Annotated in this window: 18 protein-coding genes and 1 riboswitch; of the genes, 5 read left to right on the top strand and 13 right to left on the bottom strand. The window is 70.5% G+C overall.

Features of this window, described 5'->3' with window-relative positions; translation table 11 throughout:
* Positions 1-102: 102 nt before the first annotated feature.
* Positions 103-2670, bottom strand: coding sequence for a beta-galactosidase (locus ACFRKB_RS32685; RefSeq protein WP_383110243.1), 2568 nt, complete (start codon positions 2668-2670; stop codon positions 103-105).
* 269 nt (positions 2671-2939) lie between these two features.
* Between ACFRKB_RS32685 and ACFRKB_RS32680 the strand changes: the two genes are divergently transcribed.
* Positions 2940-4580 (top strand): alpha-amylase family glycosyl hydrolase, encoded by a 1641-nt coding sequence (locus ACFRKB_RS32680; RefSeq protein ID WP_383110242.1) that lies wholly within the window; start codon positions 2940-2942, stop codon positions 4578-4580.
* Positions 4581-4614: 34 nt separating this feature from the next.
* Here ACFRKB_RS32680 and mnmA read toward each other — a convergent pair whose 3' ends face one another.
* Positions 4615-5748 carry a tRNA 2-thiouridine(34) synthase MnmA gene (gene mnmA / locus ACFRKB_RS32675; protein WP_383110241.1) on the bottom strand — a complete coding sequence of 378 codons (1134 nt, stop codon included), beginning with the start codon at positions 5746-5748 and terminating at the stop codon, positions 4615-4617.
* A gap of 60 nt (positions 5749-5808) precedes the next feature.
* Between mnmA and ACFRKB_RS32670 the strand changes: the two genes are divergently transcribed.
* A complete protein-coding gene (locus tag ACFRKB_RS32670; protein ID WP_383110240.1) occupies positions 5809-6513 on the top strand; it encodes an N-acetylmuramoyl-L-alanine amidase in 705 nt (234 codons plus the stop codon).
* Positions 6514-6568: 55 nt separating this feature from the next.
* On the opposite strand, the gene ACFRKB_RS32665 is transcribed toward ACFRKB_RS32670, so the two are convergent.
* The 11 genes from ACFRKB_RS32665 to ACFRKB_RS32615 form a co-directional block, all read right to left on the bottom strand.
* Entirely contained in the window at positions 6569-7732 is a 1164-nt protein-coding gene (locus ACFRKB_RS32665) for a cysteine desulfurase family protein (protein ID WP_383110239.1), read from the bottom strand.
* Positions 7733-7830: 98 nt separating this feature from the next.
* The gene (locus ACFRKB_RS32660) at positions 7831-8664 is read right to left on the bottom strand and encodes a thioesterase family protein (protein WP_383110238.1); all 834 of its coding nucleotides are present in this window, start codon (positions 8662-8664) and stop codon (positions 7831-7833) included.
* A 38-nt stretch (positions 8665-8702) separates the two neighbouring features.
* A complete protein-coding gene (locus ACFRKB_RS32655; protein ID WP_383110237.1) occupies positions 8703-9371 on the bottom strand; it encodes a trimeric intracellular cation channel family protein in 669 nt (222 codons plus the stop codon).
* Between the two features lie 93 nt (positions 9372-9464).
* Positions 9465-10745, bottom strand: a complete 1281-nt coding sequence (locus ACFRKB_RS32650) for an ABC transporter ATP-binding protein (protein ID WP_383110236.1) — start codon at positions 10743-10745, stop codon at positions 9465-9467.
* Positions 10742-11830 (bottom strand): ABC transporter ATP-binding protein, encoded by a 1089-nt coding sequence (locus tag ACFRKB_RS32645; RefSeq protein WP_383110235.1) that lies wholly within the window; start codon positions 11828-11830, stop codon positions 10742-10744. The genes ACFRKB_RS32650 and ACFRKB_RS32645 overlap by 4 nt, the downstream gene beginning before the upstream one ends.
* Positions 11827-12837 (bottom strand): ABC transporter permease, encoded by a 1011-nt coding sequence (locus tag ACFRKB_RS32640; protein WP_383110234.1) that lies wholly within the window; start codon positions 12835-12837, stop codon positions 11827-11829. The genes ACFRKB_RS32645 and ACFRKB_RS32640 overlap by 4 nt, the downstream gene beginning before the upstream one ends.
* A gap of 126 nt (positions 12838-12963) precedes the next feature.
* Positions 12964-14724, bottom strand: coding sequence for an ABC transporter substrate-binding protein (locus tag ACFRKB_RS32635; protein ID WP_383110233.1), 1761 nt, complete (start codon positions 14722-14724; stop codon positions 12964-12966).
* 42 nt (positions 14725-14766) lie between these two features.
* Positions 14767-15765, bottom strand: a complete 999-nt coding sequence (locus ACFRKB_RS32630) for an ABC transporter permease (protein WP_383110232.1) — start codon at positions 15763-15765, stop codon at positions 14767-14769.
* A 380-nt stretch (positions 15766-16145) separates the two neighbouring features.
* On the bottom strand, positions 16146-16931 hold the full coding sequence (locus tag ACFRKB_RS32625; protein ID WP_383110231.1) for an enhanced serine sensitivity protein SseB C-terminal domain-containing protein: 786 nt from the start codon (positions 16929-16931) through the stop codon (positions 16146-16148).
* Positions 16932-17173: 242 nt separating this feature from the next.
* On the bottom strand, positions 17174-17911 hold the full coding sequence (locus tag ACFRKB_RS32620) for an enhanced serine sensitivity protein SseB (RefSeq protein ID WP_383110230.1): 738 nt from the start codon (positions 17909-17911) through the stop codon (positions 17174-17176).
* Positions 17912-18022: 111 nt separating this feature from the next.
* Entirely contained in the window at positions 18023-18727 is a 705-nt protein-coding gene (locus ACFRKB_RS32615; RefSeq protein ID WP_383110229.1) for an AAA family ATPase, read from the bottom strand.
* Positions 18728-18898: 171 nt separating this feature from the next.
* Positions 18899-18996: riboswitch (glycine riboswitch) on the top strand.
* A gap of 147 nt (positions 18997-19143) precedes the next feature.
* On the opposite strand from ACFRKB_RS32615, the gene gcvT reads away from it, so the two are divergent.
* The 3 genes from gcvT (at position 19144) to glyA (ending at position 22064) form a co-directional block, all read left to right on the top strand.
* On the top strand, positions 19144-20313 hold the full coding sequence (gene gcvT, locus ACFRKB_RS32610; RefSeq protein ID WP_383110228.1) for a glycine cleavage system aminomethyltransferase GcvT: 1170 nt from the start codon (positions 19144-19146) through the stop codon (positions 20311-20313).
* An 88-nt stretch (positions 20314-20401) separates the two neighbouring features.
* Positions 20402-20779, top strand: coding sequence for a glycine cleavage system protein GcvH (gene gcvH, locus ACFRKB_RS32605; RefSeq protein WP_030351860.1), 378 nt, complete (start codon positions 20402-20404; stop codon positions 20777-20779).
* Between the two features lie 16 nt (positions 20780-20795).
* On the top strand, positions 20796-22064 hold the full coding sequence (gene glyA, locus ACFRKB_RS32600) for a serine hydroxymethyltransferase (protein ID WP_383110227.1): 1269 nt from the start codon (positions 20796-20798) through the stop codon (positions 22062-22064).
* The last annotated feature ends 132 nt before the right edge of the window (positions 22065-22196 follow it).

The following is a 22196-nucleotide window of genomic DNA, read 5'->3' as shown; positions in this document are numbered from 1 at the left end:
CCCCGGCCCCCCCCCCGGCCGGGGGGGGGGGGGGGGGGGGTGGGGGGGGTGTGCCGGGGGGGGGGCCCCCCGGCCCGTGTCGCGTCTCGCCCGCGTGGCGTTTCAGGCGCGACGGACGGTGAACTCGGCGCGCCGTACGCGCAGGATGGTCCGGCCGCCCTCGGTCGAGACACGGGCGCCGTCGCAGACCGCCTTGCCCTCCACCGCGACCACCGATTCCGCGCCGCTCCCGCCGTCCCCGCCTTCGCCGCCGAGCGCGCGGAAGGTCGCCTTGCCGTCGGCCACGCCGGTCAGTTCCGCCGTCGCGTACGCGATCCGGAGCCCGCCCGCCGCCAGTCCGAGCGGCAGCATCGCCGCCGTACGTCCCGGCAGGTGCAGCTTCTCGCCGCCGAAGAGGGGTTTGCCGTGCTCGGTGACCGTGAAGTCCTGGTCGTAGCCGGAGGAGACGTTGAAGGCGTGCAGCAGCCGTCCGCGCGCGTCGTCCGCCGTCGTCAGCAGGAAGACACCCGGGTCGGTCGCGCTGTGCCCGAGGGCGGGTGCGGCGTCCAGCGCGCGGAAGGCACGGCCCCAGAAGGTCAGATCGCACTGGTAGTCCGTGGTGATCACCACGGCGCGGCCCCGGCCCACCGGGATGTCGAAGCCGCAGCCCTTGCCCGTGGAGAGCTCGCGCAGCACCGTCGTACCGCGCGCCGGCGTGCACAACTGGGTGCGGGACAGGCGTACTTCCGGCAGGGGCGCCGCCCAGCCGTGGGCGGTGACCGAGAGCCAGAAGCGGTTCGCATCGGTCAGCGTGTCGCCGGCCGTGAGCCCCAGCGCGTCCGCGAGCACCGTGCACCGCTGGTCGGCCATGTCCTTGACCGGGAGCCTGCCGGACAGCAGCAGCTTTCCGCCCGCTTCGAGATAACGGACCAGCCGGCGCTGGAGCTCCGCCCCCAGATGCTCGCCCGTGGCCAGCGCGAGCACCGGTACGCGCGCCGGGTCGAGGTCGCCCGCCTGAAGGTTCACGCTTCGGTAGCGGAAGCCGCCGAGCAGCATCGCGCGGGCCAGCGAGCCCCGGGGCCCGGCGCCGCGCGTGTTCACCGCTTCGTCCAGCACGCGCTGGACCGATGCGAGCTTCGGGGGGCGGTATTCGGTCAGATAGTGATCGGGTACGAAGCCGAGCGCCACCTCGTCGTAGGTCGCCCGCATCGGCGCCAGGACCCCGGCCAGCCCGTCCATGGCGCGTACCGTCCGGCGCGTCGACGCGTAGCTGACCCCCGGCCGGCCCTCCGGATCGACCGGTGCCGCGAAGCCATGCCGCTCGCCCGTGATGCCGATGCGGTCGTTCCCGTCGCCCGCCGGCTTGTCGAGTTTCGGGTTGAACCCGCCCGCGAACAGGTAGTAATTGATCATTTTCGCGCCCTGTGCGACACAGAGACGGGTCTTCAGATCGACGCCGGACGGGCTGGTCTGACTGTCCATGTTCTGCCCGTAGTCGGCGTGCCCCGCGTCGAACTCCAGGGCCGTGACGGGCTGGTCCTTGTCATTGACCGCGTCCATGAACGCGTTGACCAGATAGAGATCGGTGACATTGCGCAGGGTCAGATCGCCCAGATAGAAGTCCGCGCCGGAGATCGTGCCCTCGACGCCCGCGTAGGTCTCCATCAGCTGGCTGATTCCGATGGGGAAGGGCTCGGCGCGGCTGTCGGAGGTGCCGTGGATGTTGATGACGAACGGGACGCCCGTGACGCCGTGTTCCTCGGCGGCCCGGCGCAGCTCGGTGACGTACCGCGCGAAGCGGCCCCGCATGAACCGGCCCAGATCGTGCATCAGGGCCGCGCCGTACGCGTCCTCCGGGTGACGGATCGCCTTGCGCCGTCCGGCCAGGTCCTTGCCGGCGAACGGATAGCGGCCGGCCAGAGCGTCCCCGTACTCCGCACGCAGCCAGCCGTCGAAGTCGGCCGTCAGATGGTCCGTCAGATCGGGTGAGTTGCTGACCCAGGCCAGCATGCCGATCTCGTTGTCGAGCTGTACGGAGACGACGGGGCCGCCCCTGCCGTGCAGCCGTTCCGCGAGCACCGGCATCACCGCGGCGTACCAGCGGCGCGCCTCCTGGAGGAAGGCGGGGGCGAGGTAGTCGACGGTGGGGGTGGTGGCGGGGGCGTCGTACCAGCCGGTGGAGACGATCTCCGGGTGGTCCTCGCGCACCCGGTCGGGGACGCCCTCGCCCTTGAGTTCGGCCATGGTGAAGGGGCCGGGGCGGGCGATGAAGAGGAAGCCGTTGCGGTGGCAGAGATCGATGAAGGCGCCGAGGTCGCGCTCGGGGCGGGTGCGGCCGGTGACATCGATGGTGCCGTCCGGGAGTTCATGCCACATCCAGGGGATGTACGAGGCGATGGTGTTGAGGCCGGCGGCCTTCGCCCGGTCGAGCCGCGACTGCCAGTCCGCCCGCTTCAGCCGGAAGTAATGGATCTCGCCGGCGAGGACGAGCGCGGGCTCGCCGTCGATGAGGATCTGCTTGTTCCGGTACGAGACGGAGCCGGCCGGGGCCCGGTCGGCGGGCTCTCCTTGCGCGGCCTGTGCCGCGTGGGCGGCCGGGGCGGCCTGGGCGGACAGGCCCGCGGTGGCGAGTGTGCCGAGGGCGGCGCCGCCCAGGACGGTGCGGCGGCGTGGTGCGGGGACATGCGTCATGGCGTCGTACTTCCTCAGTGGAAGAGAACGGGTGGCGGCTCTTCGGAAGGTGCTCTCCGGAAGGTGCTCTCTGTATGGGGCCCTCCGGAAGGGGCTCTCCGGAGGGGGAACGGGTGGCGGCTCCTTGGAGCGGATGGCAGCATGTATGCGCTGCCTGTATGCGCATACAGAACCCTGGGGCAGGCTTCTCGACACCCACAAGAGTCCGCCTGGTTACGCTTCCGTAACGGGAAGCGCCCTCCACCGCAGTGAAAGGCCGTACCGACCCCATGACTTCGTTCCGTCCCGCCCCCGCCTGGCTGGCCGACGCCGTCTTCTACCAGATCTACCCGCAGTCGTTCGCCGACTCCGACGGCGACGGCATCGGCGACTTCGCCGGCATCACCGGACGCCTCGACCATCTCGCCTGGCTGGGCGTGAACACGGTCTGGCTCAACCCCTGTTTCGCCTCGCCCTTCCGCGACGCCGGATACGACGTCAGCGACTACCTCACCGTCGCGCCCCGCTACGGCACCGACGACGACCTCGCCCGGCTGGTGGACGAGGCCCGGCGGCGCGGCATACGCGTCCTGCTCGACCTCGTCGCCGGACACACCTCCGACCAGCACCCCTGGTTCACGGCCGCCGCCGACGACCCCGGGGACCACCGCTACATCTGGACCGATACGCGCACCGGATCCGGGCCGGACGCCGCCTTCCCCGCCGGGTTCGTGGCCTCTCCCGGTGCCCGCCCCGGCGCGTATCTGCCGAACTTCTTCGACTCCCAGCCCGCGCTCAACTTCGGCTACGCGCGCAGCGATCCGGCCGAACCCTGGCGTCAGGCCCCCGACGCCCCGGGGCCCCTGGCCAACCGTGCCGCCCTGCGCGAGATCATGGACCACTGGCTCGCTCTCGGCCTGGCCGGCTTCCGTGTCGACATGGCCGCCTCGCTCGTCAAGGACGACGCCGGCAACACCGAGACCCGCGCGCTCTGGACGGAGCTGCGCCACTGGCTCGACGCCACCCACCCCGAGGCGGTCCTGCTCGCCGAGTGGGGCGACCCGGCCGTATCGGTCCCCGCCGGGTTCCACACGGACTTCTTCCTCCAGTTCGGCGGCCCGACCGAAGGGCGCCCCCTGCGTTCCCTGTGGAACAACCGTCAGGGCACCGACAACGACGGCTGGGACCCGGTCGACTGCTTCTTCGACCCCGCCGGCCAGGGCTCACCGAGCACGTTCGTGGACGCCTGGCGGGAGGCCGTCTCCGTGATCGGTGACGGCGGCGGGCATGTCGCCCTGCCCACCGCGAACCACGACTTCGCGCGCCTCAACTGCGGCCCGCGCACCGCCGAACAGCTTCCGGCGGCCTTCGTCTTCCAGCTCACCTGGCCGACGCTGCCCGCGATCTACTACGGCGACGAGATCGGCATGCGCTTCATCCCCGGCCTGCCCGACACCGAGGGCAGTGTGCTCGGCCCGCGCTACAACCGGGCGGGCTCCCGCACCCCCATGCAGTGGGACGACGGTCCGAACGCGGGCTTCTCTGCCGCCTCCACCCCGGACAGCCTCTACCTCCCCCTCGACCCCAGCCCCGACCGCCCCACGGTCGCCGCCCAGCGGGCCGACGAGGGCTCGCTGCTCCATCTCGTACGCCGCCTGATCGCCCTGCGCCGGGGGACGCCGCGACTCGGCCCTGCGGGCAGCGTCGACGTGCTCCACTCCGGCTACCCGTTCGTCTACGTCCGGGGCGGGCGCTATCTCGTCGTCGTCAACCCGCGCGCGACCCCGGCGACCCGCACAGCCATCGCCCTCGACACCACGCGCGCGGACGCGCTCGAAGTCTCCGGCGTGACGGTGGACGGCACCACGATCACGGCCCAGGGCTTCGCGTACGGGGTGTTCGACCTCACACCCGAGGAGCCGGCCGGCTGACCGGCGGCGGCCCCGGCCGGCTGTTCCGTACCGGTCAGCCGGCCAGGGCTCCCGTACGGCGCTCCGTCGTCGCGATCGTCGCCGAGCCGACCACGCGCGTGCCGTCGTACAGCACGATCGCCTGGCCGGGCGCCACGCCGCGTACGGGCTCTTCGAAGCGGACGTGGAGCGTGCCGTCGGCCAGCTCCGCCGTGACCGCCGTCTCGCCGCCGTGGGCGCGCAGCTGGGCGGTGTAGTCGCCGGGGCCGGTGGGGGCGGTGCCGCACCAGCGGGGCTTGCGGGCGGTCAGGGCCGTCACGTCCAGCGCGGCGGCCGGGCCGACCGTCACGGTGTTGTCGACCGGGGAGATGTCCAGCACATAGCGCGGCTTGCCGTCGGGGGCCGGGTGGCCGATGCGCAGGCCCTTGCGCTGGCCGATGGTGAAGCCGAACGCGCCGTCGTGGCTGCCCACCTTCGTACCGGACTCGTCGACGATGTCGCCCTCCGCCCGGCCGAGCCGGTCCGCCAGGAAGCCCTGGGTGTCGCCGTCCGCGATGAAGCAGATGTCATGGCTGTCGGGCTTCTTCGCCACCGCCAGGCCCCGGCGCTCGGCCTCCGCGCGGATCTCGTCCTTGGTGGTGAGGGTGTCGCCGAGCGGGAACATCGCGTGGGCGAGCTGGCGCTCGTCGAGGACTCCCAGTACGTACGACTGGTCCTTGGCCATGTCGCTCGCGCGGTGCAGCTCGCGGGCGCCGTCGGGGCCCATGACGACCGTCGCGTAGTGGCCGGTGCACACGGCGTCGAAGCCGAGGGCGAGCGCCTTGTCGAGCAGCGCCGCGAACTTGATCTTCTCGTTGCAGCGCAGACACGGGTTGGGGGTGCGGCCCGCCTCGTACTCCGCGACGAAGTCCTCGACGACGTCCTCGCGGAACCGCTCGGCGAGATCCCAGACATAGAACGGGATGCCGATGACATCGGCGGCGCGCCGCGCGTCGCGGGAGTCCTCGATGGTGCAGCAGCCGCGCGCGCCGGTACGGAAGGACTGCGGATTCGCGGAGAGCGCGAGATGCACTCCGGTCACGTCGTGGCCCGCCTCGGCGGCACGGGCGGCGGCGACGGCGGAGTCCACGCCGCCCGACATGGCGGCGAGTACGCGGAGAGGGCGGGGGTGCCGGGAATTCTGAGTCATAGCTCAACCAGGGTACGGCCCGGGGGAACCACAGTCGCGCGGGTATGCGTTGATGATCACATGGGCGAGAACACACAGGGCACGACGGGCGGCGGCGCGGGCGGGGGCCGTCGTACGGGCGGGAGCCGTCGCGCGCCGGCGGACGGTACGAAGGTCCGCCGCCGGGCGGTGCTGATCGGCGGCGCGGCGGCCGTGCTCGGCGGGGGCGTGCTGGCGCGGGAGGAGCTGGGGCAGCTGTGGTACCGCGTCCCCGGCGTCGCGAAGCCGCGCAAGGAGGGCGAGCTGGACTACGCGGGCTCCGAGTGGGTGGCGGCCTCCTCGGCGAACTGGCGACGGGCGGACCGGCCGGACGACTACACGATCGACCGGGTGGTGATCCATGTCGTCCAGGGCAGCTATCAGGTCGCGCTGAAGGTCTTCCGCGACCCCGGCCACGGCGCCGCCTCGCACTATGTGGTCCGCAAGGACGGCCATGTGGCCCAGATGATCCGCGAGCTGGACGTGGCGTACCACGCGGGGAACCGCGCGTACAACGAGCGCTCCATCGGCATCGAGCACGAGGGCTGGGTGGACAACGCCGCGTCCTTCACGGACGCGATGTACCGCTCCTCGGCGCGGCTGACGGCCGACATATGCAGGCGGTACGCGATACCGGTCGACCGCGAGCACATCATCGGGCACGTCGAGGTCCCGGGCACGGACCACACGGACCCGGGGACGAAGTGGGACTGGGACCGCTACATGAAGTTCGTCCAGGACGCCTGACCCCCGGCGGAGCCCGGCCCGGATCAGCCGACGCCCGCGCCGGCCGGGGCCCGCGTCAGCTGAGACCCGCGCTCCTGGCGCGGTCCACGGCCGGGCCGATGGCCTTCGCCACCGCCTCCACGTCCGCCGCCGTGGAGGTGTGGCCGAGGGAGAAGCGCAGGGTGCCCCTGGCGAGGTCGGGATCGCTGCCGGTGGCCAGCAGGACATGGCTCGGCTGGGCCACACCCGCCGTACAGGCGGAGCCCGTTGAGCACTCGATGCCCTGGGCGTCCAGCAGCAGGAGCAGCGAATCGCCCTCGCAGCCGGGGAAGCTGAAGTGCGCGTTGGCGGGCAGGCGGTGGTCCGGGTCGCCGCCGAGGACGGCGTCGGGGACGGCCGTACGTACCGCCTCGACCAGTTCGTCCCGCAGTGCGCCGATGTCGCGGGCGAAGTCCTCGCGCCGCTCGGCGGCGAGCCTCCCCGCGACGGCGAAGGAGGCGATCGCCGGGACATCGAGGGTCCCGGAGCGCACATGCCGCTCCTGGCCGCCGCCGTGCAGCACGGGTACGGGGGTGTACTGACGGCCGAGCAGCAGCGCGCCGATACCGTACGGGCCGCCGACCTTGTGGCCCGAGACGGTCATCGCGGCGAGCCCCGAGTCGCCGAAGTCCAGCTCTGTCTGGCCGAAGGCCTGGACGGCGTCCGAGTGCAGCGGAACGCCGAACTCGGCTGCCACTTCGGCCAGTTCACGGACCGGCAGGATGGTGCCGATCTCGTTGTTCGCCCACATGACGGTGGCGAGGGCGACATCCAGCGGGTTGCGCGCGATGGCCTCGCGCAGCGCCTCGGGAAGCACCCGGCCGTAGGCGTCGACCGGCAGATACTCGACGGTCGCGCCCTCGTGCTCCCCGAGCCACTCCACCGCGTCGAGGACGGCGTGGTGCTCCACGGGGCTGGCGAGCACCCTGGTCCTGGCCGGGTCGGCGTCGCGCCGGGACCAGTACAGGCCCTTCACGGCGAGGTTGTCGGCCTCCGTGCCGCCCGAGGTGAACACCACCTCGCTGGGCCGTGCGCCAAGGGCCTCCGCGAGCGCCTCGCGGGCCTCCTCGACGGTACGGCGGGCCCGGCGCCCGGCGGCATGGAGCGAGGACGCGTTGCCGGCGAGGCCGAACTGGGCGGTCATCGCCTCGATCGCCTCCGGCAGCATCGGAGTGGTCGCGGCGTGGTCGAGGTAAGCCATGGTGGTCCCGATTCTACGAGCCGGGACCCGCCGGGCACGCAGCCGGTCCGCCGGAACGCCCGGCGCGCGGCTCCGCGCGCCGTCCGTCGCGGGGCGCGTCACTCCCGGGGCGCGCGGGCCAGTTGGCGTGCCTGGGCCACCAGCCGGTCGTCGCTGTCCCAGACCTCCGCGTCCTCCTCCAGGAAGCCGCCGGCCAGATTGCGGGTGGTGATCGCCACCCGCAGGGGGCCCGGCGCGGGACGCGAGCGGATGTGCGTGGTCAGTTCGATGGTCGGGGTCCAGCCCTTCAGCCCCAGGTCGAAGGAGGTCGGCGGCAGGGCGTCCACGGTGAGGAGCAGGGAGTACGGATCGGGGTCGCGGCCGTCCGCGAACTCGAACCACGCGCGCATGTCACCCTGTCCGGACGGCGCGCCCAGCGCCCAGCCGACCGTGGCCGGGTCGATCCGCATGGCGAGGCGGTCCAGCATCGAGAAGTCGCCGGGCGGCGGCGGGCCGGCGTCCGTGCCGACGCACCGCTCCAGCGGCGGGATGGCGGGCGGCTTCGCGGCCGTCCGTACGTCGTCGGGCAGCGCGTCCAGCTCCCCGTACGAGGCGATGACCCGGAGCCGCTCGACCTCGCGGCCGTCCTCGGTGGTCTGGAAGAGGGACGCCTGTCCGGTGGAGAGCGTGCGGCCGGTCCGTACGGTGACGGTGCGGACCACGGCGGGGCCGGGCGTCGACGGCGTGAGGTAGTGGGCCGAGACGGCGAAGGGGTCGGAGTGCGGCAGCGCGTCGCCGAGGGCGCGGCCCATCAGCGCCAGCAGATAGCCGCCGTTGGCGACGTTCATGATCGTCCAGCCCGGGGAGAGCTGTGCGTCGTAGACGCCCGGTTCGCGAAGGGTGACGGCGGTGCCGCGGTCGAACTCGCTGTCACCGATGGATGCCTGTGCCATGACGAGCAACGTACTACAAGTTTGTACTAAGCGGTAGCTTACACAGATGAGGGCTCCTCGGCCGCGGCCGAGCGCCTGTTCCAGGCCCGCGGCGCCCGCCAGTGGAAGCGCATCGCGAGCAACCGCAGTACGAAGGCGGTCAGCACCGCGAGCCCGCTGGTCAGCCCGTTGAGCGCGTCGAAGCGTATGCAGAGCGCCACCATCGCGGCCCCGACGATGGCCGGGACGGCGTACAGATCGCGGTCCCAGCGCAGCAGCGAGGGCACCTCGTTGGCGAGCACGTCACGGAGCACACCGCCGCCGACCGCCGTGGCCAGCCCGAGCGCCGCCGAGGCGGTGAGGCCGAGACCGTACTCGTACGCCTTCGTGGTGCCGGTGACGCAGAAGAGGCCGAGCCCCGCCGCGTCGAAGACATTGACCGCGCCCTGGATGCGTTCCACCTGGGGATGGAGGAAGAACACCAGCGCGGTGGCCACCAGCGGCATGGAGAAATAGCCGAGGTCGGTGAAGGCGGCCGGCGGGACGGCCCCGATGATCAGGTCACGGAGCAGCCCCCCGCCCAGCGCGGTGATCTCGGCCAGGACCGCCATACCGAAGACGTCGAAGTTCTTGCGTACGGCGAGCAGGGCGCCGGATATCGCGAAGACGAAGATCCCGGCGAGGTCGAGCGCATGCTGGACGGAGGGTGTGAAGAGGTCGTGGAGCACTCGAACATTGTGCGGGATCGCCGGGACGCGCCCCGAAGGGCGGCCCCGGCGGTCCTGGCGGCCCCGGTCCTGAGCGCTGAGGACCGGGACCCGCTACTCCTTGGCCTGGCCCCCGGCGTCCTTGGTGGAAGGCGCGTCGGAAGCCGCGTCACCGGAGACCACGTCACCGGAAGCCACGTCATCGGAAGCCACGTCACCGGGAGCCGGCTCTTCCGCCGCGGACTCGGCCGGCGTCTTCGCGGACTCGGCCGGCGTCTCGGCCGCCAGCTCCACCGTCTCCCGCGCCGCCACCGACACCGTGTCCTCCGGACGCTGGTCGGCCGCGTTCTCCGGGTGGTGACAGGCCGCCTGGTGGCCGGGCGCCAACTGGATCAGCGGCGGCTCGGTCGTCCCGCAGATCTCCGTCGCCTTCCAGCACCGGGTGTGGAACCGGCAGCCGCTCGGCGGCGAGATCGGCGACGGCACATCGCCCCTGAGCAGGATCCGGTCGCTCTTCCCGCCGCGCCTGCTCGGGTCGGGCACCGGTACGGCCGACAGCAGCGCCTTCGTGTACGGGTGCTTCGGCGACGTGTACAGCGACGTACGGTCCGCCAGCTCGACGATCTTGCCGAGGTACATCACCGCGATCCGGTCCGAGACATGGCGGATGACCGAGAGGTCATGCGCGATGATCACGTACGTCAGACCCAGCTCGTCCTGGAGGTCGTCCAGCAGGTTCACCACCTGCGCCTGGATCGACACGTCCAGCGCCGAGACCGGCTCGTCCGCCACGACCAGCTTCGGGTTGAGCGCCAGGGCACGGGCGATGCCGATGCGCTGGCGCTGGCCGCCGGAGAACTCGTGCGGGTAGCGGTTGTAGTGCTCGGGGCTGAGGCCCACCAGTTCGAGCAGCCGCTGCACCTCCTTCTTCACGCCGCCCTCGGGCTCGATGCCCTGGAGCTTGAAGGGGGTGCCGACGATCCCGCCGATGGTGTGGCGCGGGTTCAGCGAACCGTACGGGTCCTGGAAGATCATCTGCACGTCGCGGCGCATCGGCCGCAGCGCGCCGGCGGACAGATGCGTGATGTCCCGGCCCTCGAACTCGACCTTTCCGCCGGTCGGTTCGAGCAGTCGCGTGATCAGCCGGCCCATGGTCGACTTGCCGCAGCCCGACTCGCCGACCACGCCCAGGGTCTCGCCGGGACGCACGTCGAAGGAGAGCCCGTCGACCGCCTGGACCGCCCCGACCTTGCGCTTCAGCACGCCCTTGGTGATCGGGAAGTGCTTGACCAGGCCGGTGACCTTGAGGATCGGCTCGGGTCCTGAACTGTCGGACCCGGACGCGGACCCGGCCCCCGACTCCTGCTCCGGAATCTTCTTCGTCAGCTCAGTCACAGCTTCGGCGCAATCTCTTCGGTCCAGATCTTTTCCCGCTCCGCACGCGACATATGGCAGGCGGAGAAGTGCCCGTCGGTAATCTCCCGCAGGTCAGGACGCTCGGTGCGGGTGAGGTTGTCCTTGGGGATGTCCGCGTACGGGCAGCGCGGGTGGAAGGCGCAGCCGGACGGGACGTTGATCAGGCTGGGCGGGGTTCCCTTGACCGGCACGAGCCGGTCGGTCTGCTCGCGGTCGATACGGGGCATCGAGCCCAGCAGGCCCCAGGTGTAGGGGTGCTGCGGCTGGTAGAAGACCTTCTCCGAGGAGCCGCGCTCGATGCAGCGCCCGGCGTACATCACGAGCAGGTCGTCCGCGATCTCGGCGACGACGCCGAGGTCGTGGGTGATGATGACGACCGCCGAGCGGAACTCCTTCTGGAGGTCCCGGATGAGGTCGAGGATCTGCGCCTGGACGGTCACGTCCAGGGCGGTCGTCGGCTCGTCGGCGATCAGCAGCTCGGGGTTGTTCACCAGCGACATCGCGATCATCGCGCGCTGGCGCATACCGCCGGAGAACTGGTGCGGATAGTCGTTGAAGCGCCGGGCCGGCTCGGGGATCCCGACCCGGTCGAGCATCTCGACGGCCCGCTGCTTGGCGGTCTTCTTGTCGACCTTGTTGTGGACGCGGTACGCCTCCACGATCTGCGCGCCGATGCTGTAGTACGGGTGCAGCGCGGACAGCGGGTCCTGGAAGATCATCGACATCTTCTGGCCGCGCAGCTCGCGCACCCGCTCGGGGCCCGCGCCGATCAGCTCCTCGCCGTCCAGCCAGATCTCGCCGGAGATACGGGCGCGCTCGGAGTTGTGCAGACCCATGATGCCCAGGGACGTCACGGACTTCCCGGAGCCGGACTCCCCGACGATGCCGAGGGTCTTGCCGGCTTCGAGGTCGAAGCTGACGCCGTCGACGGACTTCACGAGGCCGTCGTCGGTGTCGAAGTGGATACGGAGGTCCCGTACGGAGAGGAACTTCCGGGCGGCGCCCTCGGAGCTCTCGCCGCCGGCGGGGCCCGCGTCCGTGTCCGTCTTGCTCACGTCGCTCATGAGAGCCTCACCCGGGGGTCGATCGCGGCGTACACGAGGTCCACCAGCAGATTGCAGAAGACGATGAAGAAGGCGGCGACCAGCGTCACACCCATCACGATGGGCAGGTCGCTCTTGGTCACGCCCTGGATGGCGTACGCGCCCATCCCCTGGAAGGAGAAGACGCGCTCGGTGATGACCGCGCCGCCCAGGAGCAGGGCGAAGTCCATGCCGAAGATCGTGACGAGCGGGGTCAGCGCGGCGCGCAGACCGTGCTTGACGACGACCTTGCGTTCCTTCAGGCCCTTGGCACGCGCGGTTCTGATGTAGTCCTCGCCCATGGTCTCCAGCATTCCGGCGCGGGTGAGCCGCGCGTAGAGGGCGGAGTAGAGGAAGGCGAGCGTGCACCAGGGAAGGATGAGGTTCCACGCCCATTCACCGGGGTTCTCGGAGAAGGGCACGAACTCCAGGTTCTCCCAGATCGTCCAGTGGAAGCTGAACAGCGCGAGGGAGACCAGACCGGTGAAGAACATCGGCAGCGAGACACCGGCCAGGGCGACGCCCATGGTCAGCCGGTCGAAGATCGAGCCCCGCTTGAGCGCGGAGAGGACACCGATGGCGATACCGGATATGACCCAGATGACGGCCGCGCCGATGGCCAGCGAGAAGGTGACCGGGATGCGCTGGACGATCTCGGGCCAGACCTCGACATGGGTCTTGAAGGAGTAGCCGAAGCACGGCGCGTTGCACACCGAGGGGTTGGGGCCGAAGTTGTACTCGGCGCCGACCACGATGGCCTTGATGAAGTGCCAGTACTGAAGGTAGAGCGGGTCGTCCAGCCCCAGGTTCGCCTTGATGGCGGCGATGGCGGCGGGATCGGCACCCTTGCCGACGTACTGGGCGGCGAGTGAATCGGTCGTCTGGCCGCCCAGCCGGGGCACCAGGAAGAAGATCGCGAACGTGACTGCGCTGACCACCAGCAGCAGCAACACCGCGGCGAATACGCGTCGGATGATGTACGCAGCCACAGCCGTGCGGTGCCGGGTCGTCCGGGCGGGGTGCGCCCTGACGACCCGGCACCTTCACCTGCCTTTCGGGGGGTGCTGTTTGATGTAACAGGTGTTACTGAGTGTGTTACCGAGTGCCTTGCGGACTTACTTGGACGAGCTCATCAGCACGTAGTCGTACATACCGAGGTACGACTCGGCCACGGTGACGTTGGTCGCCGAGTCCGGGCGGTAGAGCAGGTTCTTGCGGTAGAAGAGCGGAACCGCCGAGGCGTTCTCCAGGACCAGCTTGTCGACCTCGGCCCACTTCTCACCGCGGGCGGCGGTGTCAAGGGTGCCGATACCGTCGGTCAGCGCCTTGTTGATCTTCGGGTCGTTCAGCTCCATCAGGTTCGTGCCACCGGACGGCTTGATGGCCGATCCGTTCACGATCTGGTCGAGGAAGCCGTACCCGGTGGGCCAGTCGGCACCCCAGGCCATCATCATCAGACCGGCGTTGTTGTCGTGGACCCACTTGGGCGAGCCCGCGAAGTCCGTGAAGTACTTGTCCGCCGGGAACTGCTTGATGTCGGCGGTGATACCGATCGCCTTCAGGCTCTGCTGGATCTGCGTCGCGGCCAGCACCTCGTCGGGACGGTCGGAACGCGCCGTCAGCGAGGTCTTGAAGCCGTTGGGCTGACCGCACTTGGTGAGGTGTTCCTTGGCCTTGGCGGCGTCGCCCTTGTTGCCCGGCGTCGGGTACAGGTCGAACTTCTTGTACCCGGCGACCGACGGCGGGATCATCGTGGAGGCGGGCTCACCCTTGACCGCGCCACCGATGGCGTCGACCACTCCGGCCTTGTTGACCGCGTACTGCACGGCCTTGCGGCACTCGACGTTGTCGAACGGCTTCACCTTGACGTTCATCGCCAGGTACTGGAGCGCGCCCGCGTAGGGGTTGTCCGTCTTGGCCTTCTCAGCCGGCTTGACGAGCACCTTCGGCTGCGTCTTGGACTGGAGCCCGGTGCCGCCGATGTCCGCGGTGATCGAGTCGCTGAGCAGGTGCTCGTCGATCGTCGAGGCGTTGACGTTGAACTTCAGCTCGATCTTGTCGGGCAGCGCCTTGCGGATCGGGTCGCTCGCCGGGTCCCACTCGGGGTTGCGGGAGAGCGTCGCGCCGCGGCTCTCGCTGTACGAGTCGAACTTGTACGGGCCCGAGGACACGATGTTCTGGACGTACTCGGCGCCCTTGTCGGCCTTCTGCGGGACCGGAGCGGTCTGCGAGAACGCGGCCAGGTAGTCCATGTCCGCGAACGGCTTGTTCAGCTTGAAGGTGATCGTGTACTTGTCCGGCGTCTCGATGGACTTGAGACCGCCGGGGGACTTGTCCTTGTACGGACCCTTGTACTTCTCGCCACCCTCCAAGTACGACTTGAAGTACGTCGGGCCGTTGGAGAGGGCCTCGGGCGCGAAGTTGGAGCGCTCGATGGCGTACTTGACGTCAGCCGAGGTGACTTCGGTGCCGTCCTGGAACTTGACGCCCTTGCGCAGCGTGTACGTCCAGGTCTTGGCGTCGGGGCTGCCCTTGCCCAGGGAGGTCGCCAGGTCGGGAACGACCGTGAGGCCCTCCTTGCCGGCGGCCGGCTTGAACGTCACCAGGGAACGGCCGTACAGGCGGGAGAAGTTCTGCACCCAGCCGTAGTACGTGTTGCCCGGGTCCAGGGAGTCCGGGCCACTGGAGTGCTCGTACGTGACCGTTCCCCCCTTCTTGGTGCTGGCGTTGACGATGCTGCTCAGTCCGGCATCGGCCTTCGCGCTGCCGCCCCCATTGCCGTCCTTGTCCTTGCTGTCGCCACTGCCGCAGGCGGTCGCACCGAGCGCCAACGCCAGCGTGACGGCTATCGCCGATGCTGTCTTTCTGCTGTTCACCTGAGGAAAGCCCCCTCGATCGATGGTGCGGCCGGGCCGCGATTACTTGCCACGGGGGTCGAGTGCGTCACGCAGACCATCCCCCAGCAGATTGAAGGCCAGCACGGTGACGAAGATCGCCATGCCAGGAATGACCATGAACATCGGGTCGACCTGGTACAGGTCGACCGCGGAGGACAGCATGCCGCCCCACGAGGACTGCGGCGGGGCGATACCGACGCCGAGGAAGCTCAGGGAAGCCTCGAAGAGGATGTTGGTGGGGATCAGCAGCGTCGAGTAGACGAGGATCGGCGCGATCAGGTTGGGCAGCAGCTCCCGGAAGAGGATGAACGGGCCGCGCGCGCCGAGCGACCGGGCCGCCTCCACGAACTCCCGCTCCCGCAGGCTGAGTGTCTGCGCGCGCACGATCCGGCCGATGTACGGCCAGCTGAAGAAGCCGATGACGAAGATCAGTACGGCGATACGCAGCGAGAGCCCGTCGAGCCCGAAAACGTTGTCCTGGAGCGACGCGGAGATGGAGATCGCGAACAGGAGCAGCGGGAAGGCGAGGAAGGTGTCCATCATGCGGCTGATGGCGCTGTCGACCCAGCCGCCGTAGAAACCGGCCACGACGCCCATCACGACGCCGATGACGACGGAGAGCAGTGTGGCCCCGGCCGCGACGACCAGGGAGACCCAGGAGCCCTCGATGATGCGGGCCAGGATGTCCCGGCCGGTCTGCGGTTCGACACCCAGGGGGTGGTCCCAGCTCATGCCGCCGAAGCTGCCCTTGGGCGCCAGCAGCACGGGGTCGACGAGGTCCTGGTTGAAGGCGTTGGGGTCAAGACCGAAGACCGACTGGATCGGTTTGGAGAGTGCGGCGACAAGGACCAGCAGGATCACGATGACGCCGCCGGCCATGGCGACCTTGTCCCGTTTGAAACGCGTCCACGCGATCCGGCCGAGCGAACGGCCCTCGATCTGCTTGCCCCCGGCGCCTTCCAGCACCGCTTCCGGCGGCGTCTGCGCCGCCGACCCGGTGGTCTCGATAGGTGCCGTCATTGCGCTGGAGACCCCTCTCGGCCGACGGTGGCCGGCCCATGACCGCCGCTGTAGCGGCTCTTTCACTTCACATGTCGCATGGTGGTCCCCCGGAAAAAGTGGGGGGAGCCGCAAATGTCCGGGCTTCGCACACTAGGCCGAGTCCACCTGCTGCAGGGAGTCTTCAGTCCTTTCGCGATCACCCGCCAGTCCCCTCAGGGAATGTTTGCTCAACCGTGATGCGATCCGAGGGTTACCGTTATCCGGACGTCGTGATCTTCTCAGCGGACCATGTCGGTCACTATTCCCCCAGATCGGGCATGACGCCCAACTGCGCCCATGCAGGGGGGAACTGGCGTATGCGTCCCCCGCGACGCACCGCCGTATCCGCGCGGTGCTGCTCAGTATGCGCGGGTGGCGGGCGGCGGGTAGCCGTATCCCGAAGCCTGCGCGGGCGCGGCATGCGCCTCGCGGTCGTAGAACGGCCGGGTGTTGGCGCGCAGCCACATCGTGACCGGGTCGTACTCGTCGGACATCGCGACCGTCGAGACCGGCAGTCCGTCCGGGACCGCGGCGATCGACTGCCGCATCATCGCGTGTACGGAGTCGACGGACGCCGGGCCGGTGTCGTACAGGTCGAGACCGATCGCGAGATACGGGGCGCCGAGGGCCGGCTGCACCCAGGCGCGGCGCAGTGAGCGCACGGCGGGCGTGCGGTGCGCGTTCTGGGTGAGCTGGGCGTAGAACTGCGGGAGTTCGATGGCGGGCTCGGAGAGCCTGAGCGGTCCGGCGGGCATCCGGTCGAGACCGGTGGCGATCCGGCGCAGATCGAGCCAGGGGATACCGACACCGCCGCCGGGAGCGTGCGGATTGAGCCAGATCCCCCAGCGGTCGGGGTAGAGGGCGCGGGCGATATCGCGCCCCTGGACCGCCTCGTGGGCCCGGGTCCAGCCGCTGACCGCCAGCTCCTGTGCGGAGGTGACGCAGGGGGCGTACCCCAGGCCGTCGATCTCCATGTTGCCGTACTGGGCGTCGGGCGATCCGGCACGGCCGTGCCAGAGCAGCATCCAGACGCTGTCGTCGGCGAGCGCCTGGAGCAGCGCCTCGTACGCGTCGTAACGTCCTGGCGTCACCTGGCGCAGCATGTGCTCGACCTGCCCGGCCGCCGCGGTGCCTGACGCGCTCACTCTGGGTCCCGCCCCTCTTCGATCCACCACTCGTCCAGCCCCCGAAGTCCGCGCGTCCCCCCGGGCACACGGTGCGGCGGTCCAGCCATCAAACCAGCTTAGAGGGGCGTCCTGACACAGACTTGACGACCGGCGCGCCCGTCGTGACGGCGCGGGCGTGGCCGGTCTCCTCCCCTGTCCTGCCCGTGGCCGACGGCTCGTACCCGCGGCTGCCCGATCCGTCCCGGACTGTGCCCCGCCGCCTACTGGGCGCGCTGATAGAACGGCCGCACCTTCTCCAGCAGCCAGTCACCGACCGGGTCCTGGGCCACGTCCAGCAGGACGAGATTGACGGGCCAGCCCACCGCCACCCGCCCCAGCGCCCGGCCGAGCGCGTCCATGGGGGCGTTGCGGTCCGCGGCCTCCCAGGAGGAGAGCTGGACGCCGATGAAGAGCGCCGGGGGCTCCCCCTCGACGCTGGCGAGCGCGCGGCGCGCGGAGAGCACCACGCCGGACGCCTCGAACTCGGCCCCCGCGGCGGAGAGGAACTCGACCGGATCCTCCTGCCAGTCCGGCTCGAAGAGCCGCACCCGGCCCCCGCTCGCCGGGCCGTCGAGCGGCGTACGTCCCACCCGGCACAGCTCGGCGACGGCCGGCGGCGGCAGCGGCATCCCGACGACGCCGCCCGGGTTCACCGCGATGCCGAGCTGCGGGGGCAGCCCGCGGGCGAAATCACGGGCCGGGGCGACGGTGAAGGCCATATGCGGGCCGACGCACTGGAGAAACTGCTGCTCGGAGCTGAAGACCGGGACATACGGCATGCCCTCTATCTCCATCGTCGGCAGATCGAGGTCGGGGCTGTCGGGTCCGCCGCCCTGGGGCAGCGGCACCCAGACCTCACTGCGTCCCAGGACCTCGACCAGCCGTCCGCCCGCCGCGTCGGCGCCGAGCGAGGCCATGAGCACCTCTTCCAGCTCGTTGCCCGGCCATGCTGTGTTCACCGTGCTCTCCTTCGCCACCCTCGCCCCCGCGGCAGCACCTTAAACCGAGGCCCGGCCCCCGCGCCGCCCCCGAACGGCTCCGTCCGGCCCGCCGGTTGGCTCACCCATGGCTCAATCCGACCGGGTGACCGGGAACGCGATCCTCTCCAGCGCCGCCGCCGCGTCCCGGTCCAGGAGGACCGCCGAGGCGCAGCCCCGGGGGAGACGGCCGGTCTCGGCGTCGGCGAGCAGCCGGCGGACCGCGCGGCGGTGCCGGGCGAACGCGTAGCCGGACACCCCCCGGCCGCGCTCCCGCTGGCCCTCGCGCGCCATCTCGGGCGAGACGTCCAGCAGGACGAGATGGAGCCGCCGGCCGCGCCTGCGGGCCTCGCGGGCCAGCCAGCTCCGTACCCAGGCCTGCGTACCGCAGTCATGGACGACCACGCTCTCGCCGGAGCCGAGCGCGCGCCACAGCCCCGCGTAGTGCGCCAGCCGGACGAGCGGGCGGTAGACGGCGTACGGCAGGGCGCCCGGCAGCCGGCGCGCCCAGCGGTCCCGGGTGTCCTGGGAGTCGATACCGGTGGCCTCGGCGGCCCGCCGGATCAAGGTCGACTTGCCGCTGCCCGGCAGCCCGGAGACGACCACCAGATCGCCTTCGGCGAAGACCAGGCTCTTCGTGCCGCGCCCGCGCGCCCGGCCGCCGCCGGTGGCGGGCCCCCGGCCCCGCAGATCCCGGACGACCCGCGCGAGGCGAGCCGCGCCGTCCCTGGCAGACGCGCCGGTCTGTGTCGGCACCCCCGCCGTCGTCGTGTACGTACCGGACCCCTGCGACATCATCGCCGTCCCCCTGTCAGCTCAGTCGACCTGGTCCATGACCCTTGCCCAAGAAGTGTAAAGAAATGGTAATGCGTCACAAGCTCTTTACCGAGGTCGGCGAGTTGTGGACCGGGCTCCCCGCTCGGCGGCGACGCGTGCGATGATGTGCCCGCCAACTGCATACCGGCCGTTTGAATCCGCGCGGGAGAGTCCCGGTCACCGTGTGCGCCGGGCGCCGAAGGAGCAAGTTCCTCCCTTGAATCTCTCAGGCCCCGTACCGCGTGGATGAGGCAGATCTGAAAAGCGGGCCGCAGCTCTGCGGCTCCACCCAAGGTGCAAGTCATGACCGCTCTTACGTGTGGCCGTGATGAACCTCTCAGGTTCCGATGACAGATGGGGAGGATCGTCCTCGCCGTCATGCCCTGGGAGTCACACCGATGAGCCATGTCCCCCCGAGCAGCACCAGCACGCCCGGCACCGCTGCCCCCGCTGCCCCGCGCCTCACCGCCCTCGACGCCACGCACCGCGCGCTGGGCGCGACCATGACCGACTTCGCGGGCTGGGACATGCCGCTGCGGTACGGAAGCGAGCGCGACGAGCACCAGGCCGTCCGCACCCGTGCCGGTCTGTTCGATCTCTCGCACATGGGTGAGATCACCGTCTCGGGACCGGCGGCCGGCGACCTCCTCGACTACGCGCTGGTCGGCAATATCGGCGCCGTCGCCGTGGGCCGCGCCCGCTACACCATGATCTGCCGGGAGGACGGCGGGATCCTGGACGATCTGATCGTCTACCGCCTCGGCGAGGACACCTTCATGGTCGTCGCCAACGCCTCCAACGCCCAGACCGTGCTGGACGCGCTGACCGCCCGCGCCGAGGGCTTCGACGCGGCGGTACGCGACGACCGCGACGCGTACGCGCTGCTGGCGGTCCAGGGCCCCGAGTCCCCGGGCATCCTGAAGTCGCTGACCGACGCCGATCTGGACGGACTCAAGTACTACGCGGGCCTGCCGGGCACCGTCGCCGGTGTCCCCGCGCTGATCGCGCGCACCGGCTACACCGGCGAGGACGGCTTCGAGCTGTTCGTCGAGCCCCGGTACGCGGAGCGGCTGTGGCAGGCGCTGACCGAGGCCGGCGAGGGCGTCGGGCTGGTGCCCTGCGGGCTGTCCTGCCGGGACACCCTCCGTCTTGAGGCGGGCATGCCGCTGTACGGGAACGAGCTGTCCACCGCCCTGACCCCGTTCGACGCCGGCCTCGGCCGGGTCGTGAAGTTCGAGAAGACCTCGAACGGCGGCGCCTTCGTCGGCCGCGAGGCGCTGCGGGCCGCCGCCGAGCGCGCCGCGTCCGCCCCGCCCCGCAAGCTCGTCGGCCTGATCGCCGAGGGCCGCCGGGTCCCGCGCGCCGGGTACCAGGTGGTCGCGGACGGCGCCGTGGTGGGCGAGGTCACCTCGGGCGCCCCCTCCCCGACCCTGGGCAGGCCGATCGCCATGGCGTACGTCGACGCCGCGCACGCCGCGCCCGGCACAGCGGGCGTCGGGGTCGACATCCGCGGCTCCCACGAGCCGTACGAGGTCGTGGCGCTGCCGTTCTACAAGCGCCAGAAGTGATACGGACGCCGGCACGCCCCCCGGGGCCGTCTCGGTCCGTAAGACAGCTGTTCCGCACCACACCCCCGCGTACAGGAGAATTCAGGTCATGAGCAACCCCCAGCAGCTGCGCTACAGCAAGGAGCACGAGTGGCTGACGGCCGCCGAGGACGGTGTGTCGACGGTCGGCATCACGGAGTTCGCGGCGAACGCCCTCGGCGACGTCGTGTTCGCCCAGCTTCCTGAGGTCGGTGACACGGTGACCGCGGGCGAGACCTGCGGGGAGCTGGAGTCCACCAAGTCGGTCAGCGATCTGTACGCCCCGGTGACCGGTGAGGTCACCGAGACGAACCAGGACGTCGTGGACGACCCCTCACTGGTGAACTCCGCCCCGTTCGAGGGCGGCTGGCTGTTCAAGGTACGTGTCGCGCAGGAGCCCGATGACCTGCTCACCGCCGATGAGTACACAGAGTTTTCCGGCAACTGAGACCCCAGGGACCGTGATGTCTTCGAAGTCGCTTCTGAACGCCTCGCTCCATGAGCTCGACCCCGACGTCGCCGCCGCCGTCGACGCCGAGCTCCACCGTCAGCAGTCCACGCTCGAAATGATCGCCTCGGAGAACTTCGCTCCGGTCGCGGTCATGGAGGCGCAGGGCTCCGTGCTGACCAACAAGTACGCCGAGGGCTACCCCGGCCGCCGCTACTACGGCGGCTGTGAGCACGTCGATGTGATCGAGCAGATCGCCATCGACCGGGTGAAGGCGCTCTTCGGCGCCGAGCACGCCAACGTACAGCCGCACTCCGGCGCTCAGGCGAACGCCGCGGCGATGTTCGCGCTGCTCTCCCCCGGCGACACGATCATGGGTCTGAACCTCGCCCACGGCGGGCATCTGACCCACGGCATGAAGATCAACTTCTCCGGCAAGCTCTACAACGTCGTCGCGTACCACGTCGACGACAAGACCGGCCAGGTCGACATGGCCGAGGTCGAGCGGCTGGCCAAGGAGTCCCGTCCCAAGCTGATCGTGGCCGGCTGGTCGGCGTACCCCCGCCAGCTGGACTTCGCGGCCTTCCGCCGGATCGCGGACGAGGTCGGCGCGTATCTGATGGTCGACATGGCGCACTTCGCCGGTCTGGTCGCCGCGGGCCTGCACCCCAACCCGGTGCCGCACGCCCATGTCGTCACGACCACCACGCACAAGACCCTCGGCGGCCCGCGCGGCGGCGTGATCCTCTCCACCAAGGAACTGGCGAAGAAGATCAACTCCGCGGTCTTCCCCGGCCAGCAGGGCGGCCCGCTGGAGCATGTCATCGCGGGCAAGGCGGTCTCCTTCAAGGTGGCGGCCACGGACGAGTTCAAGGAGCGCCAGCGGCGCACCCTGGACGGCGCCCGGATCCTCGCCGAGCGGCTGGTCCGGCCGGACGTCACCGAGGTGGGCGTCTCCGTACTGTCCGGCGGTACGGACGTACATCTCGTTCTCGTCGATCTGCGCGACTCGGAGCTGGACGGCCAGCAGGCCGAGGACCGGCTCCACGAGATCGGCATCACGGTCAACCGGAACGCCGTCCCGAACGACCCGCGCCCCCCGATGGTCACCTCGGGCCTGCGGATCGGCACACCCGCGCTGGCCACCCGCGGCTTCACCACCGAGGACTTCACCGAGGTCGCCGAGATCATCGCGGCGGCCCTGAAGCCCTCGTTCGACCGCGAGGCGCTGGCCGGCCGGGTCGCCGCACTGGCCCAGAAGCACCCGCTGTACCCGGGCCTGTAGTCATCCGTACGGCCTGAGTTACGGGGCACCGCGCACACTGGACCGTGCGGCGCGGTGCCCCGCACCACGTTCCCCCCTGTGTCACCGTTCTCCGCACCACCCCGGCAGACAACGGCGTCTACCAACCAGCAA

The sequence above is a fragment of the Streptomyces scopuliridis genome (assembly GCF_042790125.1).
Classification (GTDB): Bacteria; Actinomycetota; Actinomycetes; order Streptomycetales; family Streptomycetaceae; genus Streptomyces; species Streptomyces scopuliridis_A.
This window is presented reverse-complemented; position numbering and strand designations above follow the sequence as displayed.

What these genes read in the sequence shown, in the direction of transcription:
- ACFRKB_RS32685 (WP_383110243.1), bottom strand. Translation starts at nt 2,670, where the DNA reads ATGACGCATGTCCCCGCACCACGCCGCCGCACCGTCCTGGGCGGCGCC.
- ACFRKB_RS32680 (WP_383110242.1), top strand. Translation starts at nt 2,940, where the DNA reads ATGACTTCGTTCCGTCCCGCCCCCGCCTGGCTGGCCGACGCCGTCTTC.
- mnmA (WP_383110241.1), bottom strand. Translation starts at nt 5,748, where the DNA reads ATGACTCAGAATTCCCGGCACCCCCGCCCTCTCCGCGTACTCGCCGCC.
- ACFRKB_RS32670 (WP_383110240.1), top strand. Translation starts at nt 5,809, where the DNA reads ATGGGCGAGAACACACAGGGCACGACGGGCGGCGGCGCGGGCGGGGGC.
- ACFRKB_RS32665 (WP_383110239.1), bottom strand. Translation starts at nt 7,732, where the DNA reads ATGGCTTACCTCGACCACGCCGCGACCACTCCGATGCTGCCGGAGGCG.
- ACFRKB_RS32660 (WP_383110238.1), bottom strand. Translation starts at nt 8,664, where the DNA reads ATGGCACAGGCATCCATCGGTGACAGCGAGTTCGACCGCGGCACCGCC.
- ACFRKB_RS32645 (WP_383110235.1), bottom strand. Translation starts at nt 11,830, where the DNA reads ATGAGCGACGTGAGCAAGACGGACACGGACGCGGGCCCCGCCGGCGGC.
- ACFRKB_RS32630 (WP_383110232.1), bottom strand. Translation starts at nt 15,765, where the DNA reads ATGACGGCACCTATCGAGACCACCGGGTCGGCGGCGCAGACGCCGCCG.
- ACFRKB_RS32615 (WP_383110229.1), bottom strand. Translation starts at nt 18,727, where the DNA reads ATGATGTCGCAGGGGTCCGGTACGTACACGACGACGGCGGGGGTGCCG.
- gcvT (WP_383110228.1), top strand. Translation starts at nt 19,144, where the DNA reads ATGAGCCATGTCCCCCCGAGCAGCACCAGCACGCCCGGCACCGCTGCC.
- gcvH (WP_030351860.1), top strand. Translation starts at nt 20,402, where the DNA reads ATGAGCAACCCCCAGCAGCTGCGCTACAGCAAGGAGCACGAGTGGCTG.
- glyA (WP_383110227.1), top strand. Translation starts at nt 20,796, where the DNA reads ATGTCTTCGAAGTCGCTTCTGAACGCCTCGCTCCATGAGCTCGACCCC.